This window comes from Streptomyces qaidamensis, assembly GCF_001611795.1.
GTDB classification, from domain to species: domain Bacteria; phylum Actinomycetota; class Actinomycetes; order Streptomycetales; family Streptomycetaceae; genus Streptomyces; species Streptomyces qaidamensis.
This window is the reverse complement of the sequence record NZ_CP015098.1, coordinates 8320847-8336062: the sequence shown is the minus strand read 5'-3', so window position 1 is coordinate 8336062 and position 15216 is coordinate 8320847. Positions and strand designations below refer to the sequence as shown.

Sequence of the window (15216 nt, the reverse complement as noted above, 5' to 3'; positions counted from 1 at the left end):
GCGGGCTCCGTTCGGGGATGTCTCAACAGTTGGCGGTTACGCGCCGAGGACGGTGATCGCGGCTACGGCTTCCTCGCCGCCATACATGCCGCCCCCGTTCTCCGCCAGCGCGATGCGCGCGCCGGGGACCTGGCGGGCTCCGCTCTCACCGCGGAGCTGCTGCACCAGTTCGTGGATCTGCGCCAGGCCGGAGGCGCCCATGGGATGCCCCTTGGACTCCAGCCCGCCCGACGGGTTGACGGGGAGGAGTCCGCCCAGGGTGGTGGCGCCGGACGCGGCGAACGCGCCTCCGGTCCCGATCTCGCAGAATCCCAGCAGCTCCGTCTGGAGGAGCTCGCCGAACGCCGACGCGTCGTGCACCTCGGCGACGGACACGTCCTGCGGCCCGATCCCTGCCTGCTCGTACGCGTCCTGCGCCGCGAGCCTGCTGACCGAGTGCTCCCAGTCGGCCATGGAGCGCACGGTTCCGGTGCCGAGGACCGAGGACAGTACGCGGACGTGCCGGCTTCCCCCGAGGCGTGCCCGGCCCGCCTCGTTGCAGACGATCGCCGCGGCGGCGCCGTCGGTGAGGGGCGCGCACATCGGGACGGTCAGGGGTTCGGTGACCGTGCGCGCCGCGAGGATCTCGTCGGCCGACATGGCCTTGCGGAAGTGGGCGAGAGGGTTGGAGACCGCGTGTGCGTGGTTCTTCTCCGCGATCAGTGCCAGGTGCCGCTTCGTCGTGCCGAACGTCTTCATGTGCGATCGGGCGAGCGCCCCGTAGATGTCCATGAACATGCTGCGCGGCACGCCGGCGTCGTCGGGGACGTCGCCGCCGAGCTCGCGGAGCACCGCCCGTACGCCGTCGGGGTCGTGGACGTCCACGCCGCCGTCGAACAGGCCGAGCATCCTGCGCTTGTCGTCGACGTTGGTCTTCTCCACGCCGACCGCCAGCACCACGTCGGCGGCCCCGGAGCGGACGTGCAGGACGGCCTGGTGCAGGGCCGTCGCTCCCGTGGCGCACGCGTTCTCGACGTTGATCACGGGGATCCGCTCGAAGCCCATGCTGCGCAGCGCCATCTGGCCCGGGACGACCAGCTGGCCCTCCAGGACCGACTGGCAGGTGTTGCCGAAGTACGCCGCGTCCACGTCACCGAGCCGCCCGCCCGCGTCCTTGAGTGCCTCGGTGACGGCGTCCCTGGTCAGGTCCTTGACGGAGGCGTCCCGCCGGACACCGAAGGGGGTCATGCCGACGCCGGCGATCCACACCGGTGGCGCGCTCACGCCACGCTCTCCTCGGTGATGCGCGCGAAGCCGTAGGACTCCAGGGCGCCCATGAGCTCACGGTGACCGAGCAGCTCGGCCGGCGAGCGGAAACCGGTGCCGTGGTGAGTGGAGCCGAGCAGCCGGGAGGCCGCGTACGCCTGCATCAGGCCGGTCATCTGGTAGCCGGTGCTGCTGTGGATGACCACCCGCGCGGTGGCCGTGTTGCCCCGCGCCGTGCACCAGTCGATGGAGCGGTGGATCTGGCGGTTCTCACGGGGCGGGCTGCCCGGCGTCATGCCGGACGCCATCTTGTCCAGCACCGGGTACAGGGTCTCCTCCGGAAGCCATTGCAGGGACACCTTGAACAGGCGCTCCAGGTCGATGACCCGCTTGTAGATGTCCTCGTTCCGCATCGCGACGAACATGCGGCAGTTGCGCACCCGGCGGTCGTCCCGGAAGAACACCGGCATCGCGGTGCCGCCCCAGTTCAGCCCGGTGACGACATAGCCCGAACCGGGCACGACGAGGTCCTGGCGGGTCACCCGGTCGTACTTCTTCAGCCGGCCGTCCTCCAGGTAGTGGGCCTCCGCCCGCATCACGTCGAAGATCGACTGGGTGGAGCCGACCGTGGGGATGGCATTGGCGTACGAGCCGAGCTCCAGGGAGTCGACGCCGGGTGTCTCCAGGCAGATGCGGGCGGCGATGTCGTGCAGCGCGTACTGGATCGACATCGCGGACGAGGCGACTCGGCCGGCCTCGGCGAACCGCGGGCCCCACTCGTCGAGCAGGCGGAGGATGTGGGTCTGTTCACCGGCTGTGTCGAGGTAGTGGCAGCCGGCCCGGATCGCCGCCTCCACGACCGGGGCAGCGTAGCGCAGGAACGGGCCCACGACGTTGCACACGACGCTCCGGCCCTCGAACAGCCGGGTCAGGGACTCGACAGAGCCGTCCACCTCGGCGATCTCGTAGTCCGCGGTCTCGATCCCCGGGACCTTGTCCATGACTTCCTGGATCCGGGCCTTGTTCCGGCCGGCGGCCACGAAGGGGATGCTGTATTCACGCAGGTATTCGGCCACCAGTCGACCGGTGGATCCGCTGGCTCCGTAGAGGACGACCGGACGCAATTCGCTCACCGCTGGGTCCTTCCGTGGTGGCCGAGACTCCTCTCAGGAGGGCTCGGCGCGGGTGACGGTGAGGAGAACTCTGCGCAACGGGCGACGGCACCGCTTGTCCCAGAGCGCAACCCGGCTTGTACGTTCGTGCAGCCGGCCCCACTCCTCATGCCCCCCGGCACGGCCTCGCGGTCCGCAGGGCGGCACAGCCTGTTGCCCTCCCCGCGTGGCAGGAATGCACTGCACAATGGCGGTGGCACTGCTCGCGGAGGTGGTCGGGATGGTCGGTACCGGCACGTGGTCGACCGATGGACTGTCGCAGAACCGTGCGCCCGTCGCGTGGACGCGCAAGATGCCCGAGCTGCACCTCCCGTGGACGCTGACATTCCCCGAGCCCGACCGGTTCCGGGCCGCTGTCCGCTACCGCAGCCTGGACGAACTCACCGTCGCCGAGTTCCGGGGCGGACGCTACGCGGGCCGGAGGACCGACGACGCCGAGGGACGGCCTGCGCGCATCGGGGTGCTGATCAACCTCAGCGGCCGGCTGGTGTGCCGGTACGGGGACGGCGAGGTGGCCGTCGGCCCCCATGACCTGCTGGTGTGGGACAGCGACCTCGCGCGTGCCTTCGACGCGGTCGAGCCCCACCACGAGCTCTCCCTCCTGCTTCCGCGCGGCATGGTCCCGCAGGGGCTCGCGGCCGCGGCCGCCCGCGCCAGCGGCCCCGTGCCGGTCGGTGCGGGAGCCGGTCTGGCGGCGATCGCCGCCGATCAGCTACGCGCGATCGTCCGCGAGCTGGACCACCTCTCGGACGCGGGACTCGCCATCGCCTGCCAGAACTTCTTCGACACCCTGGACTCCGCGCTCGTACCCACCGTGGAGGCGTCCCCTTCTGCGAGCGCCCGCGCGGCCCTGCTGAACCGGGTCCGCCGCTACGTGGAGGAGCATCTCGACGACCCGGAGCTGTCCGCCTCGTCGGTCGCGGAAGCACTCGATGTCTCCGTGCGCACGCTGCACCTCGCGTTCGCCGGCACGGGCACGACGGTGGGGCGCTGGATCCGCGAGCGGCGCCTGAAAGTCTGTTACCGGGAACTCGCGCACGGATCCGGGGAGCGGACCGTCACGGACGTCGCCTTCCGGTGGGGTTTCAACGACGTGGCGCATTTCAGCCGGGTCTTCAAGCAGACGTACGGCATCACACCGAGCCGTGTCGTGGCGCTGGCGCGCCGCGCTTCGGCCGGCTGACCCCGAACCCGCGACGTGCCCGGCCGGGCAGCGCTCGGCAGCGGCCGGGCTCTTGGCACGACCGGAGCGCAGACGCATGGGGGCGGTCGGTGGGCATGCCGGTCCAGGGACGTGACACACCCGCCGGACGGGGTGGTTCGACGGCGAACAGGACCACGCACTCATCGGGCAGCTTGCCTTCCCCGAGCGGACGAATCCGCCAGCCTCCAGCACGGCCCGGGTGACCGTGTCGCTCTCGTCCGGTGCCGCGACGAACCGGCGGCAGCACGGGTCGGCGACGCATGGTCGTGGGCGCCGTACGGGCGGCAGGCGTGCGGCGGGTGGTGCGCGGCGCGGTGGACGTACAGCAGCACCGCAGGCCCCCGTCCGCCGAGGTCACCGGCCGTGCCACCCGTGCGAAGGTCACGGTGGCTCGTTGTCCAGTTGTTCGAGGATGAGGTTGGAGAGCCGTGCGAGGGTGGCGAGTTCGTCCGGGCCGAGGGCGTCGATGACCAGGCGGCGGACCGTGGCCACATGGTGGGGTGCGGCGGCCTCGATGGTTGTGCGGCCGGCCGGTGTGATGGCGACGAAGGCGCCGCGTCCGTCCTCGGCGCATTCTTCCCGGGCCACCAGGCCGCGTTTGGTCATCCTGGCGATCTGGTGGGACAGGCGGCTCTGTTCCCACTCGATGGTGTGGGCGAGGTCCTGGAATCGTTGCCGGCCGTCGGGGGTGTCGGTGAGGGCGACGAGGATCTGAAAGTCGGCGCCGGACAGTTTGTGCGCCTTCAGGTCACGCTCCAGCCTGGCCGAGAGTTTCTGGTGCAGGCGGATGAAGGCACGCCAGGCGTGCTGCTCGGCGGGGCTCAGCCATGCAGGTGTGTCGTTCATGCACAACGACTTTACCTGGGAGCTTGACACGTCATATACCTCTGCCTAACGTACATGACACATCATCTGACGCGTCATGCATCTTCGGGCGCCGAGGTAGATGATGTGACATGCAATGGGGGTGTGTCGCCCCCGACGAAAAAGAAGGAGAAGGCCGTGGCGGAGAAGAAAGTCATCGCGGTGGTCGGCGCGACCGGTTCCCAGGGCGGCGGGCTGGCCAGGGCGATCCTGGCCGACGCCGACGGTGGGTTCGCGGTGCGTGCGCTGACCCGTCACCCCGACTCGGACACCGCACGCGAACTCGCGGCCCTGGGCGCCGAGGTGGTGAAGGCCGACATCGGCGACCAGCGGAGCCTGACGGAGGCGTTCGACGGGGCGCACGGGGCGTTCCTGGTGACCAACTTCTGGGCGGACATGTCGCCCGAGCGGGAGAAGCAGGAGGCGGCAACCATGGCCCGGGCCGCCAAGGCCGCGGGCGTGGCCCATGTGATCTGGTCGACCCTGGAGGACACCCGCGACTACATCCCGCTCGACGACGAGCGCATGCCGACGCTGATGGGCAGCTACAAGGTGCCGCACTTCGATGCCAAGGCCGAGGCCAACCGGTTCTTCACCGACGCCGGGGTCCCGACCACCTTCCTGCAGACCACTTTCTACTGGGAGAACCTGCTCGGTCCGATGGCGCCGCGACGGGGAGACGACGGCCGGCTCGTGCTGGCCATGCCGATGGCCGACAGCCCGCTCGCCGGCATCGCCGTCGAAGACATCGGCAGGACCGCCTACGGCATCTTCCGCCGTGGCGGTGACCTCGTGGGCCGCACCGTGTCCATCGCGGGCGAGCACCTGACCGGCAAGCAGATGGCCGAGCAGCTCAGCGAGGCCCTGGGTGAAGACGTGGCGTACGTGCCGGTGCCCTTCGACGCGATGCGGGCGCAGCCGTTCCCCGCCGCCGCCGAGACGGGCAACATGTTCCAGTTCTACGCGGAAGTGCCCCAGTTCAACGCGGTCCGCGACCTCGACGTCGTCCGCGACCTGAACCCGCAACTGCAGACGTTCCAGCAGTGGCTGAACGCACACAAGCCCGCCTTCGCCGACGCCTGACGGGCGACCCGGCGGACCTCGTTCCCCGCACCTGACCCTCCAGGGCCCGGCGTTCCCGCTGAACGCCGCTCTCGTCCCGTCGCGACGGCTGCGGCTCACCCGACCTCGTAGCTGATCACGGCTGTTGGAGCCGAGGTCGCACCACCGGAGCACATCGGGACGCATCACGAGAACGTCGTGGCCCTGTCTGATACCCCCCTGATTGGTAACTCATGAACATCGTTTTGTGGATTCTGGCCGGCCTGCTCGCCGCGATCTTCCTGGGCGCCGGCGGCGCGAAGCTGGCCCAGCCGAAGGAGAAGCTCGTCGCCTCGCCGAACATGGCGTGGGCCGAGGACTTCTCTCCGGGCATGCTCAAGCTGATCGGCGCCTTGGAGGTGCTGGCCGCGGTCGGATTGATCCTGCCCGCCGCGCTGGACATCATCCCCGTCCTGGTGCCGCTGGCCGCCGTCGGTCTCGTGCTGGTGATGGCCGGGGCGGCGATAACCCACGCCAGACGCAAGGAGTCCAGCGCGATCGTGCCGAACCTCGTGCTGATCGTACTGGCCGGTGCGGTGGCATGGGGCCGCTTCGGCCCGTACTCCTTCGCCTGATCGCCACAGCGTCCGTACAGGAGTGCGCGCACTGCCCGCCATCACCGTCGAGGACGTCCTCGGCCTGCGCCGGCTGCCCACGCTCGCCCCTGTCAGGACCAGGATCCCCGCTGGCACCGGTGAGCCTGGGAACGCAATGGATCGCGGGTCGACCGAGGGTGTCGCACACCGTGCTGAACACGATGACGGCTTGTGCGGCTCCGCACCCGGCCGGAGGGGGCGCCGAGGCCGCGGTGGCGCGCGGGCGGGCGGGGGCGTCGTGGAGCCGGCCGAGTACCGAGAACCTCGTAGTCGGTCCGCGTCCAGGAACGTCAGGGAACTGGCTGAACGCGGACATCGCCTACGGCCCCCTCAAGGGCATGGCTCCGCACAAGTGCCGATCACACTGGGCCGGGACTTCGCCGGGATCGTCGAGGCCGTCGGTGAAGGCATCAGCGAGGTGGAGGTCGGCTGCCTGCCGTCTTCGGGGCCGCGCCGGCGGCCCCGAAGACAGGTTATGGCCCAGGCCGCACCGACGTCGTGCACCGGCCGTGCCCCGAGATCCTTGGGCGCGCGGCGAGGTCGCCCCGCAAGTCGCCTGAACCCGGCCCATCCCCCCTTCATCACTCCGTCTCCTTTCGAGCCGGGCACCAGGGAGCAACCATGACCGAACAGTTGACGGGTGAACGCACACTGACCCGCATCACCACCAAGCAGCAGCTGGGCCCCGACGCGCAGGTCGACGACAAGGCACTCGTCTTCGTGCCGACCGACCCGGCCCTGACCGACCCCTTCCTCGCCCTGGTCGAGGACTGGTTCTCCACCCCCGGCTTCGAGTGGCACCCCCACCGCGGCCTGGAGACCGTCACCACCGTCGTGGACGGCGTCCTGGAACACGGCGACAACCTCGGCCACACCGGGGCGCTGCAGGCCGGTGAGGTGCAGTGGATGACCGCCGGGCGCGGCATCATCCACCGTGAGCTCGCCTACCGCGACGAGCACGCACACGTGCTGCAGATGTGGCTCAATCTGCCCGCCGAGAAGAAGCTGACGCCGTCGCGCTACCAGGACCTGACCAAGGCCGCCATGCCACGCGTGCACGCGCCGGGTGTGACGATCGACGTCCACGCCGGCACCGTCGGCGGCGTCACCGGCGCGACCGACACCCATCACCCGGTGCAGGGCGTCGTCGCCACGCTTGACCCCGATGCCATCTACGACCTGCAAGTCCCCGCCGAACACCGGCTGTTCGCCCACGTCATGAACGGGCGCCTGCTGATCGGCGGCCGGGAACTGCACGCCGGGCAGACCGGCTGGTCCGACCCCGTCACGAGGAGGAGCGGGGACAACGGCGGTGCTCCGGCGGCCACCTCGCTGCACCTGGCGGCCGTCGACCCCGAACAGCCCGCCCGCGTCATGGTCTACAGCGGCACGCCCATCCACGAACCCGTCGCCATGGGCGGCCCGTTCGTCATGAACACCAAGCTGGAAATCACCAAGGCCTTCGCCGACTTCCACGCCGGCGCCTTCGGCCCGGTGCCCCGCCAGGCCCGCCTCGCCTACGACCGATGACCGGACATGTGCGATAGCGGGGGCGCAGCTCCGCCACTTCGCGTGCGCCCCCGCTGCACGGCCGGCCGGCGGTCGCCGGCTTGCGGCCTTGCCTGCTGTGTACGTCACCCCCGCTGGTCTGCGGGTCTGGCGGTTGCAGCCGGAAGCGGGCGGCGAGCTCCCGGTCGAAGGCGGGGTCGTCGAGCAGGCTCGGCACGGCGTCCTCAGGCGGCCGGTTCAGGTCGCGGTCGTACAGCGCGAAGACGTCACCCACCATCGTCTCCGGCTTGAGCGCGAGGAAGACGTTGCGGCCGAAGAGCAGTGTGTCGCCCACGGAGACGATGTCGCGCGGCACGCAGCTGCGCTCGGTGCGCAGCCGCTCGCTGCTCGTCAGCTCCAGCGGGGTGGAGCCGATCTCCTCGGTTCGGCGGGTGGCCGTCGTCAGGCGGCCGACCGGTGTGCTCACCTGCGACCGAGCGGTGCTCCGGCATCGTTGCCGCAGCACGCTTCTCGACAATGCTGCTGTGCGCGCCGAGACACCTCTGCCGCCCGGCGAACGGTCGATCGGGTACTTCCTGACGGTACGGCGGCGGGCGGAGACCGAGGCGGCGGTCTGGTTCAGTCGAGCCGCACGTTCAGCCAGTGCATCGCATCCAGCGCCAGACCCACGTTGGTGCCGTGCCGCGCGAGTGTCGTCGGGAGGAGCTGTTCGGCGCGGCGGACACGCTGCAGAACGGTGTTTCGATGCGTGTACAGCAGACGAGCCGTCTGTGACGCGTTGTACCGCTCCCGGATGAACACCCTCAGCGTCTGTCGCAGTTCGGCGGGGCCCGAGGCCAGGGGGCCGAGCGTCGTGTGGACGAATTCCCGAAGCCGGGCGCTTTCCGCGGCCAGAAGGAGCACGGCGGCGACATCGTCGTAGAAGACGATCCGCTGCTCGCCGTGGTCGCGGACCAGCCGCTGTGCTTCCAGTGCCCTGTGGTGGCTGCGTCTGAAGCCGTCCACCCCCTCGTCCCGCGGCCCGACGACGAGCCTCACGTCGGGGTGCTGTGCCGTGGCGGTTTCAAGGTCGTCCGGCGTCATGAGTGCCCGCGGCGTCACCCACAGCCAGAGCGACGACGTGCTGGCATGGACGAGAAGCTGATGCGCCGACTGGGTGAGTCGGCCGACGATGCCCGCGGCCTGCACGAGACGTGCGCGGTCCGCGAGTCGCGGCGGTGCGGAGACGATGACGCCCAGGTGGGAGGCCGACAGCGGGTATCGGAGGGCCTGCTCCAGGTGGTCCGTCGGCGCGGAGGAGCCTCCGAGCACGAGATTGACCAGTTCGAGCCGTCGAACCTGTGCGTCACCCGACAGGGCCGTGCGTTCCCTCTCGAGGAGGTCCAGCAGCGCGGCGGAGGTGTCCTCGACCCAGCGGGCGAGCGAACGGGAGACGTGGTCGAGAGCGGGCAGCAGGACCTCGGGCTCGTCGTGCAGTGAGAAGGCCAGCCGCATCCAGAGGGACCACATCGCCTGCTCACCGGCGCGATATGCCGTGCGGAGTGTCTTCTCCGTACCCCAGCGGAACCCTTCTCTCGCGACGCCGACGACCTGACTGCTCAAGGTGGGTGCGACCCGCAGCCGGGGGTGCTCGTACATCGACCGCGTCCAGTGGAGCGCGTTCTCCCGGGTCGCCTCGCCGAGCGCCTCGACAATGGACGGATCGGCAGCGAACCGGCCGCCCGCGGCGTCGACGACCGCCGCGTACACCGGCATGAGAATGCCCGGATCGGCGAGTATCGCTCTCGAGACGCCGCGAATGAGCTCCTCGGAGTCACCTCCGAGCGTGGTGCCAGTCACGGGCCTACTGTACTGACCTGTGCGCACTGCCCTGTTCGACGCCGATCCTGTGTGCAGACCACCATTCAACTCGCGAACCACGCCCGCAGAGGACTTTTAGCCTCGCTTTCACCAGGTGGGGTGTCCGAGGCTTGATCAAATAAGCGGATAGTACTCCTGACCTGCAACGATGGGACTTGTCTAGGGTCCTGTTGACTGCACGGAAAGAAGCACTCTCCAGGTGAAGAAGCGTATCGGGTCGTACCCGCGTGTCCGCATCGAGGGCGGCGGCCGGGCGGTGGTCTCGCAGGCCGGAGGCGTGCTGCTGGTCGAGACCGTCCGCAAAGCCGGCTTGGACACCGCGATATCAGCGGCGCTGACGTCGTGGCGGAAGGCTCGGGCGGTGCACGATCCGGGCAAGATCCTGCTGGACGTGGCCCCGGCGGTCGCACTGGGCGGGGACTGCCTCGCGGATGTCGCCATACTGCGGGCCGAGCCGGCCGTGTTCGGACCGGTGGCCTCCGACCCGACGGTCTCCCGCCTCATCGACACCCTCGCAGCCTCCGGGGAGAATGCCCTGCGAGCCATCCGTGCCGCGCTGGGCTGAAGTCCGCCGACATGTCTGGCGGTTGGCCGACCGGACAGCGCCTGATGCGGGCGGGACGGTGACCGTGGACCTCGACGGGGTGCTGGTGATCGCGCACTTGGACAAGGAGGACGCCGCACCCACGTGGAGGCGAACCTACGGCCACCACCCGCTGCGGGATTCGTCGACCACGGACCGGGCGGTACCGGTGAACCGGTCGCGGCCCTGCTCAGACCAGGCAACGCGGGATCGAGCACGGTGGCCGATCACATCACCGCCGCCCAACTGGCCCTGGCCCAGCTGCCGAAGAAGTACCGGCGCGGGCGCCGGCCCCTGATCCGCACCGACTCCGCGGGCGGCACCCACGACGTCGTCGCCTGGCTCGCCCGGCCGGGACGGTGGCTGTCCTGCTCGGTCGGCATGGTGATCACCGAGCAGGTCCACCAGCATGTGCTGCAGGTGCCGGCCTCGGTCTGGACACCGGCCGTCGAGGCGGACGTCGAGATCCGTGACGGGGCCTGGGTCGCCGAACTCACCGGCGACGTCCTGGACGGCTGGCCCGAAGGCATGCGGCTGATCGTCCGAAAGGAACGGCCGCACCCCGGGGCCCAGTTGCGGTTCACGGACGCGGACGGCATGCGGCTGACCTGTTTCGCTACCAACACCTCGGGCCGACCGATCGCCGAGCTTGAGCTCCGTCACCGTACAGGGCTGTGCCTCAGCTGTTGGAAGGGCTGGAACGAGTCGATCAAGCTGGAACGGTGTCGAGGAGGTCGGCTCCCGGGCACGCCCTGGACGGTCTGTCTGGCGGTCACCGGATCTGGGAACGACTCGGCGGCGGTGATCACCGAGCGGGCCATGAATCGCGACCGCCCCCAGGCTGTCCTTGTTATCGGTATCGCGGGAACGCCCGACTGTGTATTCGGGGCCACGCTGCCCACCACACCAGGCGGCACCAGTGTGCGGACGGTCATCTGACCTGAAGTGTCTTCAGATCAGATGGCGGCACCACATCCGGGATCACATCTGCGAGGCCCGGCGGGTGGCAGCGCAGTCGCCTCGATGTTTGGTCCGGCCTCATCGACGAAACCGGTGGGCCGAGCCGACACGCTGACCTGATCCAACGCCGGACATCACCACCTCGTCGAACAGCGTGACTGAGCGCCGCGGTCAGGAGCGCAGGTGTCGCTTGAGGATCTTGCCGGAGGGTCCCTTGGGCAGTTCGGACAGGAGCCGGATCTCCCGCGGGTACTTGTAGGCGGCCAGACGTTCCTTGCAGAACGCGATGATGTCCGCGCCGGAGACCTGCGTGCCCTGCTTCAGGGTGACGAACGCCAGCACCTCCTCGCCGAACTTCTCGTCGGGCTTGCCGACGACGGCCGCCTCGGCGACGGCGGGATGCTCGTAGAGGACCTCCTCCACCTCCCGGGGGTAGACGTTGTAGCCGCCCCGGATCACCAGGTCCTTCTTCCGGTCGACGATGAAGACATATCCGTCCTCGTCCCGACAACCCAGATCGCCGGTGCGGAACCAGCCGCCCCGGAGCGCTTCGGCCGTAGCCTCGGGCCTGTTGTGGTAGCCCTTGAAGATGTTGTGTCCCCGGATCACGATCTCTCCCACATGATCCCTGCCCGGCGGCAGCTCCTTGTCGGATTCGTCGACCACGCGCACCTCGACACCCCAGATCGGCTTGCCGACGGACAGCACCTTGCGCTGCTCGGCGCTCGTGTTGAAGGTGGTACAGCTGGCCGTCTCGGACAACCCGTAGCCCTCGAGGACGACCATGCCGGGGATCTTCTCCTCCAGGGCCCGGATCACCTCTCCGGGGATCGCGGAGCCACCCGAGATGCACCTGCGCAGGCTGGAGAGGTTCCGGGCGGTGACGTCGGCCCTGAGGAGCTCGACGTACATGGTCGGCACACCGTAGAAGTGCGTGCACCGGTGCTTGTCGATCGACTCCAGGACAGCGGTGGCCTCGAACCGTGGCAGCAGCACGAGCGTGCCGCCGCAGCGCACCGCCACGTTCAGGACACTGGACAGGCCGAAGACATGGAACAGCGGCAGCACCGCGACCCCGACGTCGTCGGGCCGGAAGCCGAGTACCTCCCCGACGATCGTGCAGTTCATGTAGAGCTGGAGGTGTGTCAGCTCCGCGCCCTTCGGTTTCCCGGTGGTGCCGCTGGTGTACAGCAGCACCGCGGTGTCGTAAGCGGTCGTCGGGTGGATCTCCCCCGTGTCCTCGGAGTACAGCTCGTCATAGTGCCTGGTACCACCCGGACGCAGGTCGCTTCCCGGGATGTTCACCACGAACGTCGTGATGCCGCCGACCAGGGCCGCGCCGCGGTGTGCCGCTTCGGCGGACTGCTCGAAGGTGACCAGGACCTTGGCGTCGCTGTCCTGCAGGTGGTAGGTGATCTCCGGCGCCGTGAGCAGCGGGTTCAGCGGCACCATCACCAGTCCGGCCTTGAGGATGCCGAAGTAGGTGAACAGGAACTGCGGCAGGTTCGGCAGTTGTACGGCCACCTTGTCACCCGGCTCCAAGCCGAGGCCCAGCAGGCCCGAGGCGACTCGGCCCGAGATCCTGTCCACCTCGGTGTATGTGAACGCCCTGTCGGCGAAGTGGATGAGAGGCCTGTCGGGGTTCATCCCGGCGGACTCACGGAGAGTGGTGGCGAGATTGAACGTCATGGCGGCGGGATTCACGGTCGGCTCGCAATCGGGGTCTGGCGGCTGCGCGATCTGAGGCCCGTGGGCGCCCGACGGCGCCGCGGGGGCCGGCCTCCGCGAGAGTCAGGGCTTGCCGCCGTGGGGGACGTCGACGCGGGTGGCCAGCAGCTGCGCCTCCCGTACCGGACGGCGCTCGTGCTCTAGGAACGACGGTGCCGCGCAGAGGAACAGGGTTCTGCCGTCGTCGCCGCCGAGCATGCAGGCGAACACGCCCGTACCACCGGTGGCGATCTCGTCGACGATCTCACCACCCTCCCGGACGCGGATGGCCCGGGCATGGATGGCGTCGGCGACCCAGATGGCGCCTTCGGCATCGGCACAGATTCCGTCCGGCACGACCTGGAGATGCCCCAGGGCCTCGGCGACGTTGTCGCTGCGCGGTGCCGGACCGAACTCCGCCCAGGGACGGCGGTTGGTCAGGCCCCCGTCCTCCGCGATGTCGAACGCCGTGAGCCGGTTGCCGAGGCTCTCGGCGACCACCAGGACGCCCTGCGGCAGGATGACCATGCCATTGGGGAACGCCAGATTGTCGGCCACCGTGCTTGCGGTGCCGTCCGGGTCGACCCGGACCAGGTTGGTCGGGCGGGCGGCACCGCCTCCCATGAGGTCGAAGCCGAAGTTGCCGACGTAGGCGCGGCCCTGGGCGTCCACGACCATGTCGTTGAGCTTCCACGGCACCAGGCCGGACAGATCGGCGTACTCGTCGAGCTGCCCCGACGCGTCGCGCACGAGCAGCCGGCGGTCGCGCGACGACGCGATGAGCAGCCGCCCGTCGGGCAGGAAGCCCAGGCCCGACGGCTCGTTCGACACCTCGGCGATCACCTCCGTGTCACCGCGGCCGTCAGTGGCCACCACCTGCTCGGTGTAGAAATCCGACACCCACAGCCGGCCCTCGTGCCAGCGGGGGCACTCCAGGAACGAGTAGTCCTCGAGCACGACCTTCAGTTCACGGGCAGCCCGATCGATGTCCGGCATCCTTCGTTCCTCCATAACTCGTCCGTCACGCCTGGACCGTCAGTCGTTCCAGCGGTTGGTGGGTCCGAGCATGAGGGAAGCCGAATCACGCGCCTATGGAGCCGTCACCAGAGTCGGTGCGTCCACCGTTGTGGAAATCTCCAAACACAGCCCTTGCTCCGCGACCGGTTTCTCCTTGCTCATTCACCTCGTTGTACGATTCACCAATGGGCGACGGATCCACCCGGCCGGTCCCTGCGGATCCGCGACACGGAGAACCCAGAGGGCGACTGATCGACTACGTATTCGCCGAGCGCGTGACATTGGCCGCTCGCTGCGTGGAAGGCATGCGCAGTGCCATCCCCGTCTACCAGTCGCTCGATCCTGACGATCTGACCCGAGCAAGCATTCGCAATATCGAACTTTTGTTCACTTCCGTTGCGCAGGGCCGGCCTCTGGAGCCGCAGGAGCTGACCGAGATCGCCGCGCACGGGAGGCGACGCGCGGAGATGGGCGTCTCGATCGACGACCTGCTGCGCAGCTGGCGGCTCAGCATCGGCACATTCACCGCGTCGATCAGGCAGTTCGCCCGCGAGCACGCCATCGCCGAACCGGTACTGCTGCAACTCGTCATCGACGCGCACACCCACTCCGACAGCGCCATGGTGGCTGCGGCGAGCGGACACCGCGAGGCCGAGCTCGAGATGGTGGGCAACGAGCGCCACAGGCGGGCAGACCTCGTCCGCGGTGTGCTGTACGGGACACTGAGCCCCGCCGACCTCCGAGTCCGCGCGCGGGCCTACGGGGTGGAGGTCACCGCGATATACCACGCCCTTCGAGCTCGCCCACGCGCAGGGCAGACCACCGCGAAACTGGAGCGCCACCTGGAGCTGTCCGGCATCCCCCACCACGGGCTGATCACGGTCATCGACGGCGACCTCGTCGGCTTCGTCGACCGGGCGCCGGGGCCCGATCTCCCCGGCTTCGTGGGTATCGGTCCGGCGAGCAGACTCGACAGGCTCGAAGAATCCTTCCGCAGCGCCACCCGTGCACTCGACACCGCCGCGGCCTTCGGTATGGAAGGTGTTCACGACTTGGAAAGCCTCGGCGTTCGCCCGGCGGTCGTAGCGGACCAGGAAGTCGGCGACATCCTCGTCCGGCGTTATGTCGAACCGCTCTCAACGCTTCCCCATGACATGGGAGACACGCTGGCCAGGACCGTCGAACGCTACCTCTCCAACGGCCGGCGAATCGATCCGACGGCCGAGGAGCTGGTCGTGCATCCCAACACACTGCGCTACCGCATCAGGCGGTTCGAAGACATCGCGCGGTGCGATCTGCGTGAGCCGGAAGCCGCGCTCGAAGTCTGGTGGGCTCTGCAGCGCCGGCGTCTCAACCCGGGTCCACCGGCATGATCCAGGAGTGATCATTCCTGGGGCG

Annotated in this window: 12 protein-coding genes and 1 pseudogene; 6 read left to right on the top strand and 7 right to left on the bottom strand. The window is 69.2% G+C overall.

What is annotated here, in order from left to right; genetic code table 11:
* Positions 1–36: 36 nt before the first annotated feature.
* Together A4E84_RS36545 and A4E84_RS36540 are read right to left on the bottom strand one after the other, a co-directional pair.
* The gene (locus tag A4E84_RS36545) at positions 37–1263 is read right to left on the bottom strand and encodes a thiolase family protein (protein ID WP_079129262.1); all 1227 of its coding nucleotides are present in this window, start codon (positions 1261–1263) and stop codon (positions 37–39) included.
* Positions 1260–2378, bottom strand: coding sequence for a saccharopine dehydrogenase family protein (locus A4E84_RS36540; protein ID WP_062930652.1), 1119 nt, complete (start codon positions 2376–2378; stop codon positions 1260–1262). Before A4E84_RS36540 ends, A4E84_RS36545 begins: the two co-directional genes overlap by 4 nt.
* A 226-nt stretch (positions 2379–2604) precedes the next feature.
* Between A4E84_RS36540 and A4E84_RS36535 the strand changes: the two genes are divergently transcribed.
* Positions 2605–3600, top strand: a complete 996-nt coding sequence (locus A4E84_RS36535; protein WP_237305057.1) for a helix-turn-helix domain-containing protein — start codon at positions 2605–2607, stop codon at positions 3598–3600.
* A 402-nt stretch (positions 3601–4002) separates the two neighbouring features.
* Here A4E84_RS36535 and A4E84_RS36530 read toward each other — a convergent pair whose 3' ends face one another.
* The gene (locus A4E84_RS36530; protein WP_062930651.1) at positions 4003–4467 is read right to left on the bottom strand and encodes a MarR family winged helix-turn-helix transcriptional regulator; all 465 of its coding nucleotides are present in this window, start codon (positions 4465–4467) and stop codon (positions 4003–4005) included.
* A 156-nt stretch (positions 4468–4623) separates the two neighbouring features.
* Here A4E84_RS36530 and A4E84_RS36525 point away from each other — a divergent pair, with 156 nt between their 5' ends.
* The 3 genes from A4E84_RS36525 (at position 4624) to A4E84_RS36515 (ending at position 7712) form a co-directional block, all read left to right on the top strand.
* Entirely contained in the window at positions 4624–5568 is a 945-nt protein-coding gene (locus tag A4E84_RS36525; protein ID WP_062930650.1) for an NmrA/HSCARG family protein, read from the top strand.
* A 212-nt stretch (positions 5569–5780) separates the two neighbouring features.
* Positions 5781–6161 carry a DoxX family protein gene (locus A4E84_RS36520; protein WP_062930649.1) on the top strand — a complete coding sequence of 127 codons (381 nt, stop codon included), beginning with the start codon at positions 5781–5783 and terminating at the stop codon, positions 6159–6161.
* A 642-nt stretch (positions 6162–6803) separates the two neighbouring features.
* The gene (locus A4E84_RS36515; protein ID WP_062930648.1) at positions 6804–7712 is read left to right on the top strand and encodes a pirin family protein; all 909 of its coding nucleotides are present in this window, start codon (positions 6804–6806) and stop codon (positions 7710–7712) included.
* Here A4E84_RS36515 and A4E84_RS36510 read toward each other — a convergent pair.
* A complete protein-coding gene (locus tag A4E84_RS36510; protein WP_062930647.1) occupies positions 7633–8157 on the bottom strand; it encodes a DNA repair ATPase in 525 nt (174 codons plus the stop codon). The two genes, A4E84_RS36515 and A4E84_RS36510, sit on opposite strands and share 80 nt — an antisense overlap.
* A 152-nt stretch (positions 8158–8309) precedes the next feature.
* A complete protein-coding gene (locus A4E84_RS36505) occupies positions 8310–9530 on the bottom strand; it encodes a PucR family transcriptional regulator (RefSeq protein ID WP_159029660.1) in 1221 nt (406 codons plus the stop codon).
* Between the two features lie 220 nt (positions 9531–9750).
* Between A4E84_RS36505 and A4E84_RS36500 the strand changes: the two are divergent.
* Positions 9751–10800, top strand: a pseudogene (locus A4E84_RS36500) (IS1380 family transposase); the annotation flags it as partial.
* 465 nt (positions 10801–11265) lie between these two features.
* Here A4E84_RS36500 and A4E84_RS36495 read toward each other — a convergent pair.
* Both A4E84_RS36495 and A4E84_RS36490 read right to left on the bottom strand, forming a co-directional pair.
* A complete protein-coding gene (locus tag A4E84_RS36495; RefSeq protein ID WP_062930645.1) occupies positions 11266–12783 on the bottom strand; it encodes a long-chain-fatty-acid--CoA ligase in 1518 nt (505 codons plus the stop codon).
* A 102-nt stretch (positions 12784–12885) separates the two neighbouring features.
* On the bottom strand, positions 12886–13797 hold the full coding sequence (locus tag A4E84_RS36490; RefSeq protein ID WP_062930644.1) for an SMP-30/gluconolactonase/LRE family protein: 912 nt from the start codon (positions 13795–13797) through the stop codon (positions 12886–12888).
* A 206-nt stretch (positions 13798–14003) separates the two neighbouring features.
* On the opposite strand from A4E84_RS36490, the gene A4E84_RS36485 reads away from it, so the two are divergent.
* Complete coding sequence (locus tag A4E84_RS36485) at positions 14004–15191, top strand: PucR family transcriptional regulator (protein WP_159029659.1); 1188 nt, start codon at positions 14004–14006, stop codon at positions 15189–15191.
* Positions 15192–15216: the final 25 nt, after the last annotated feature.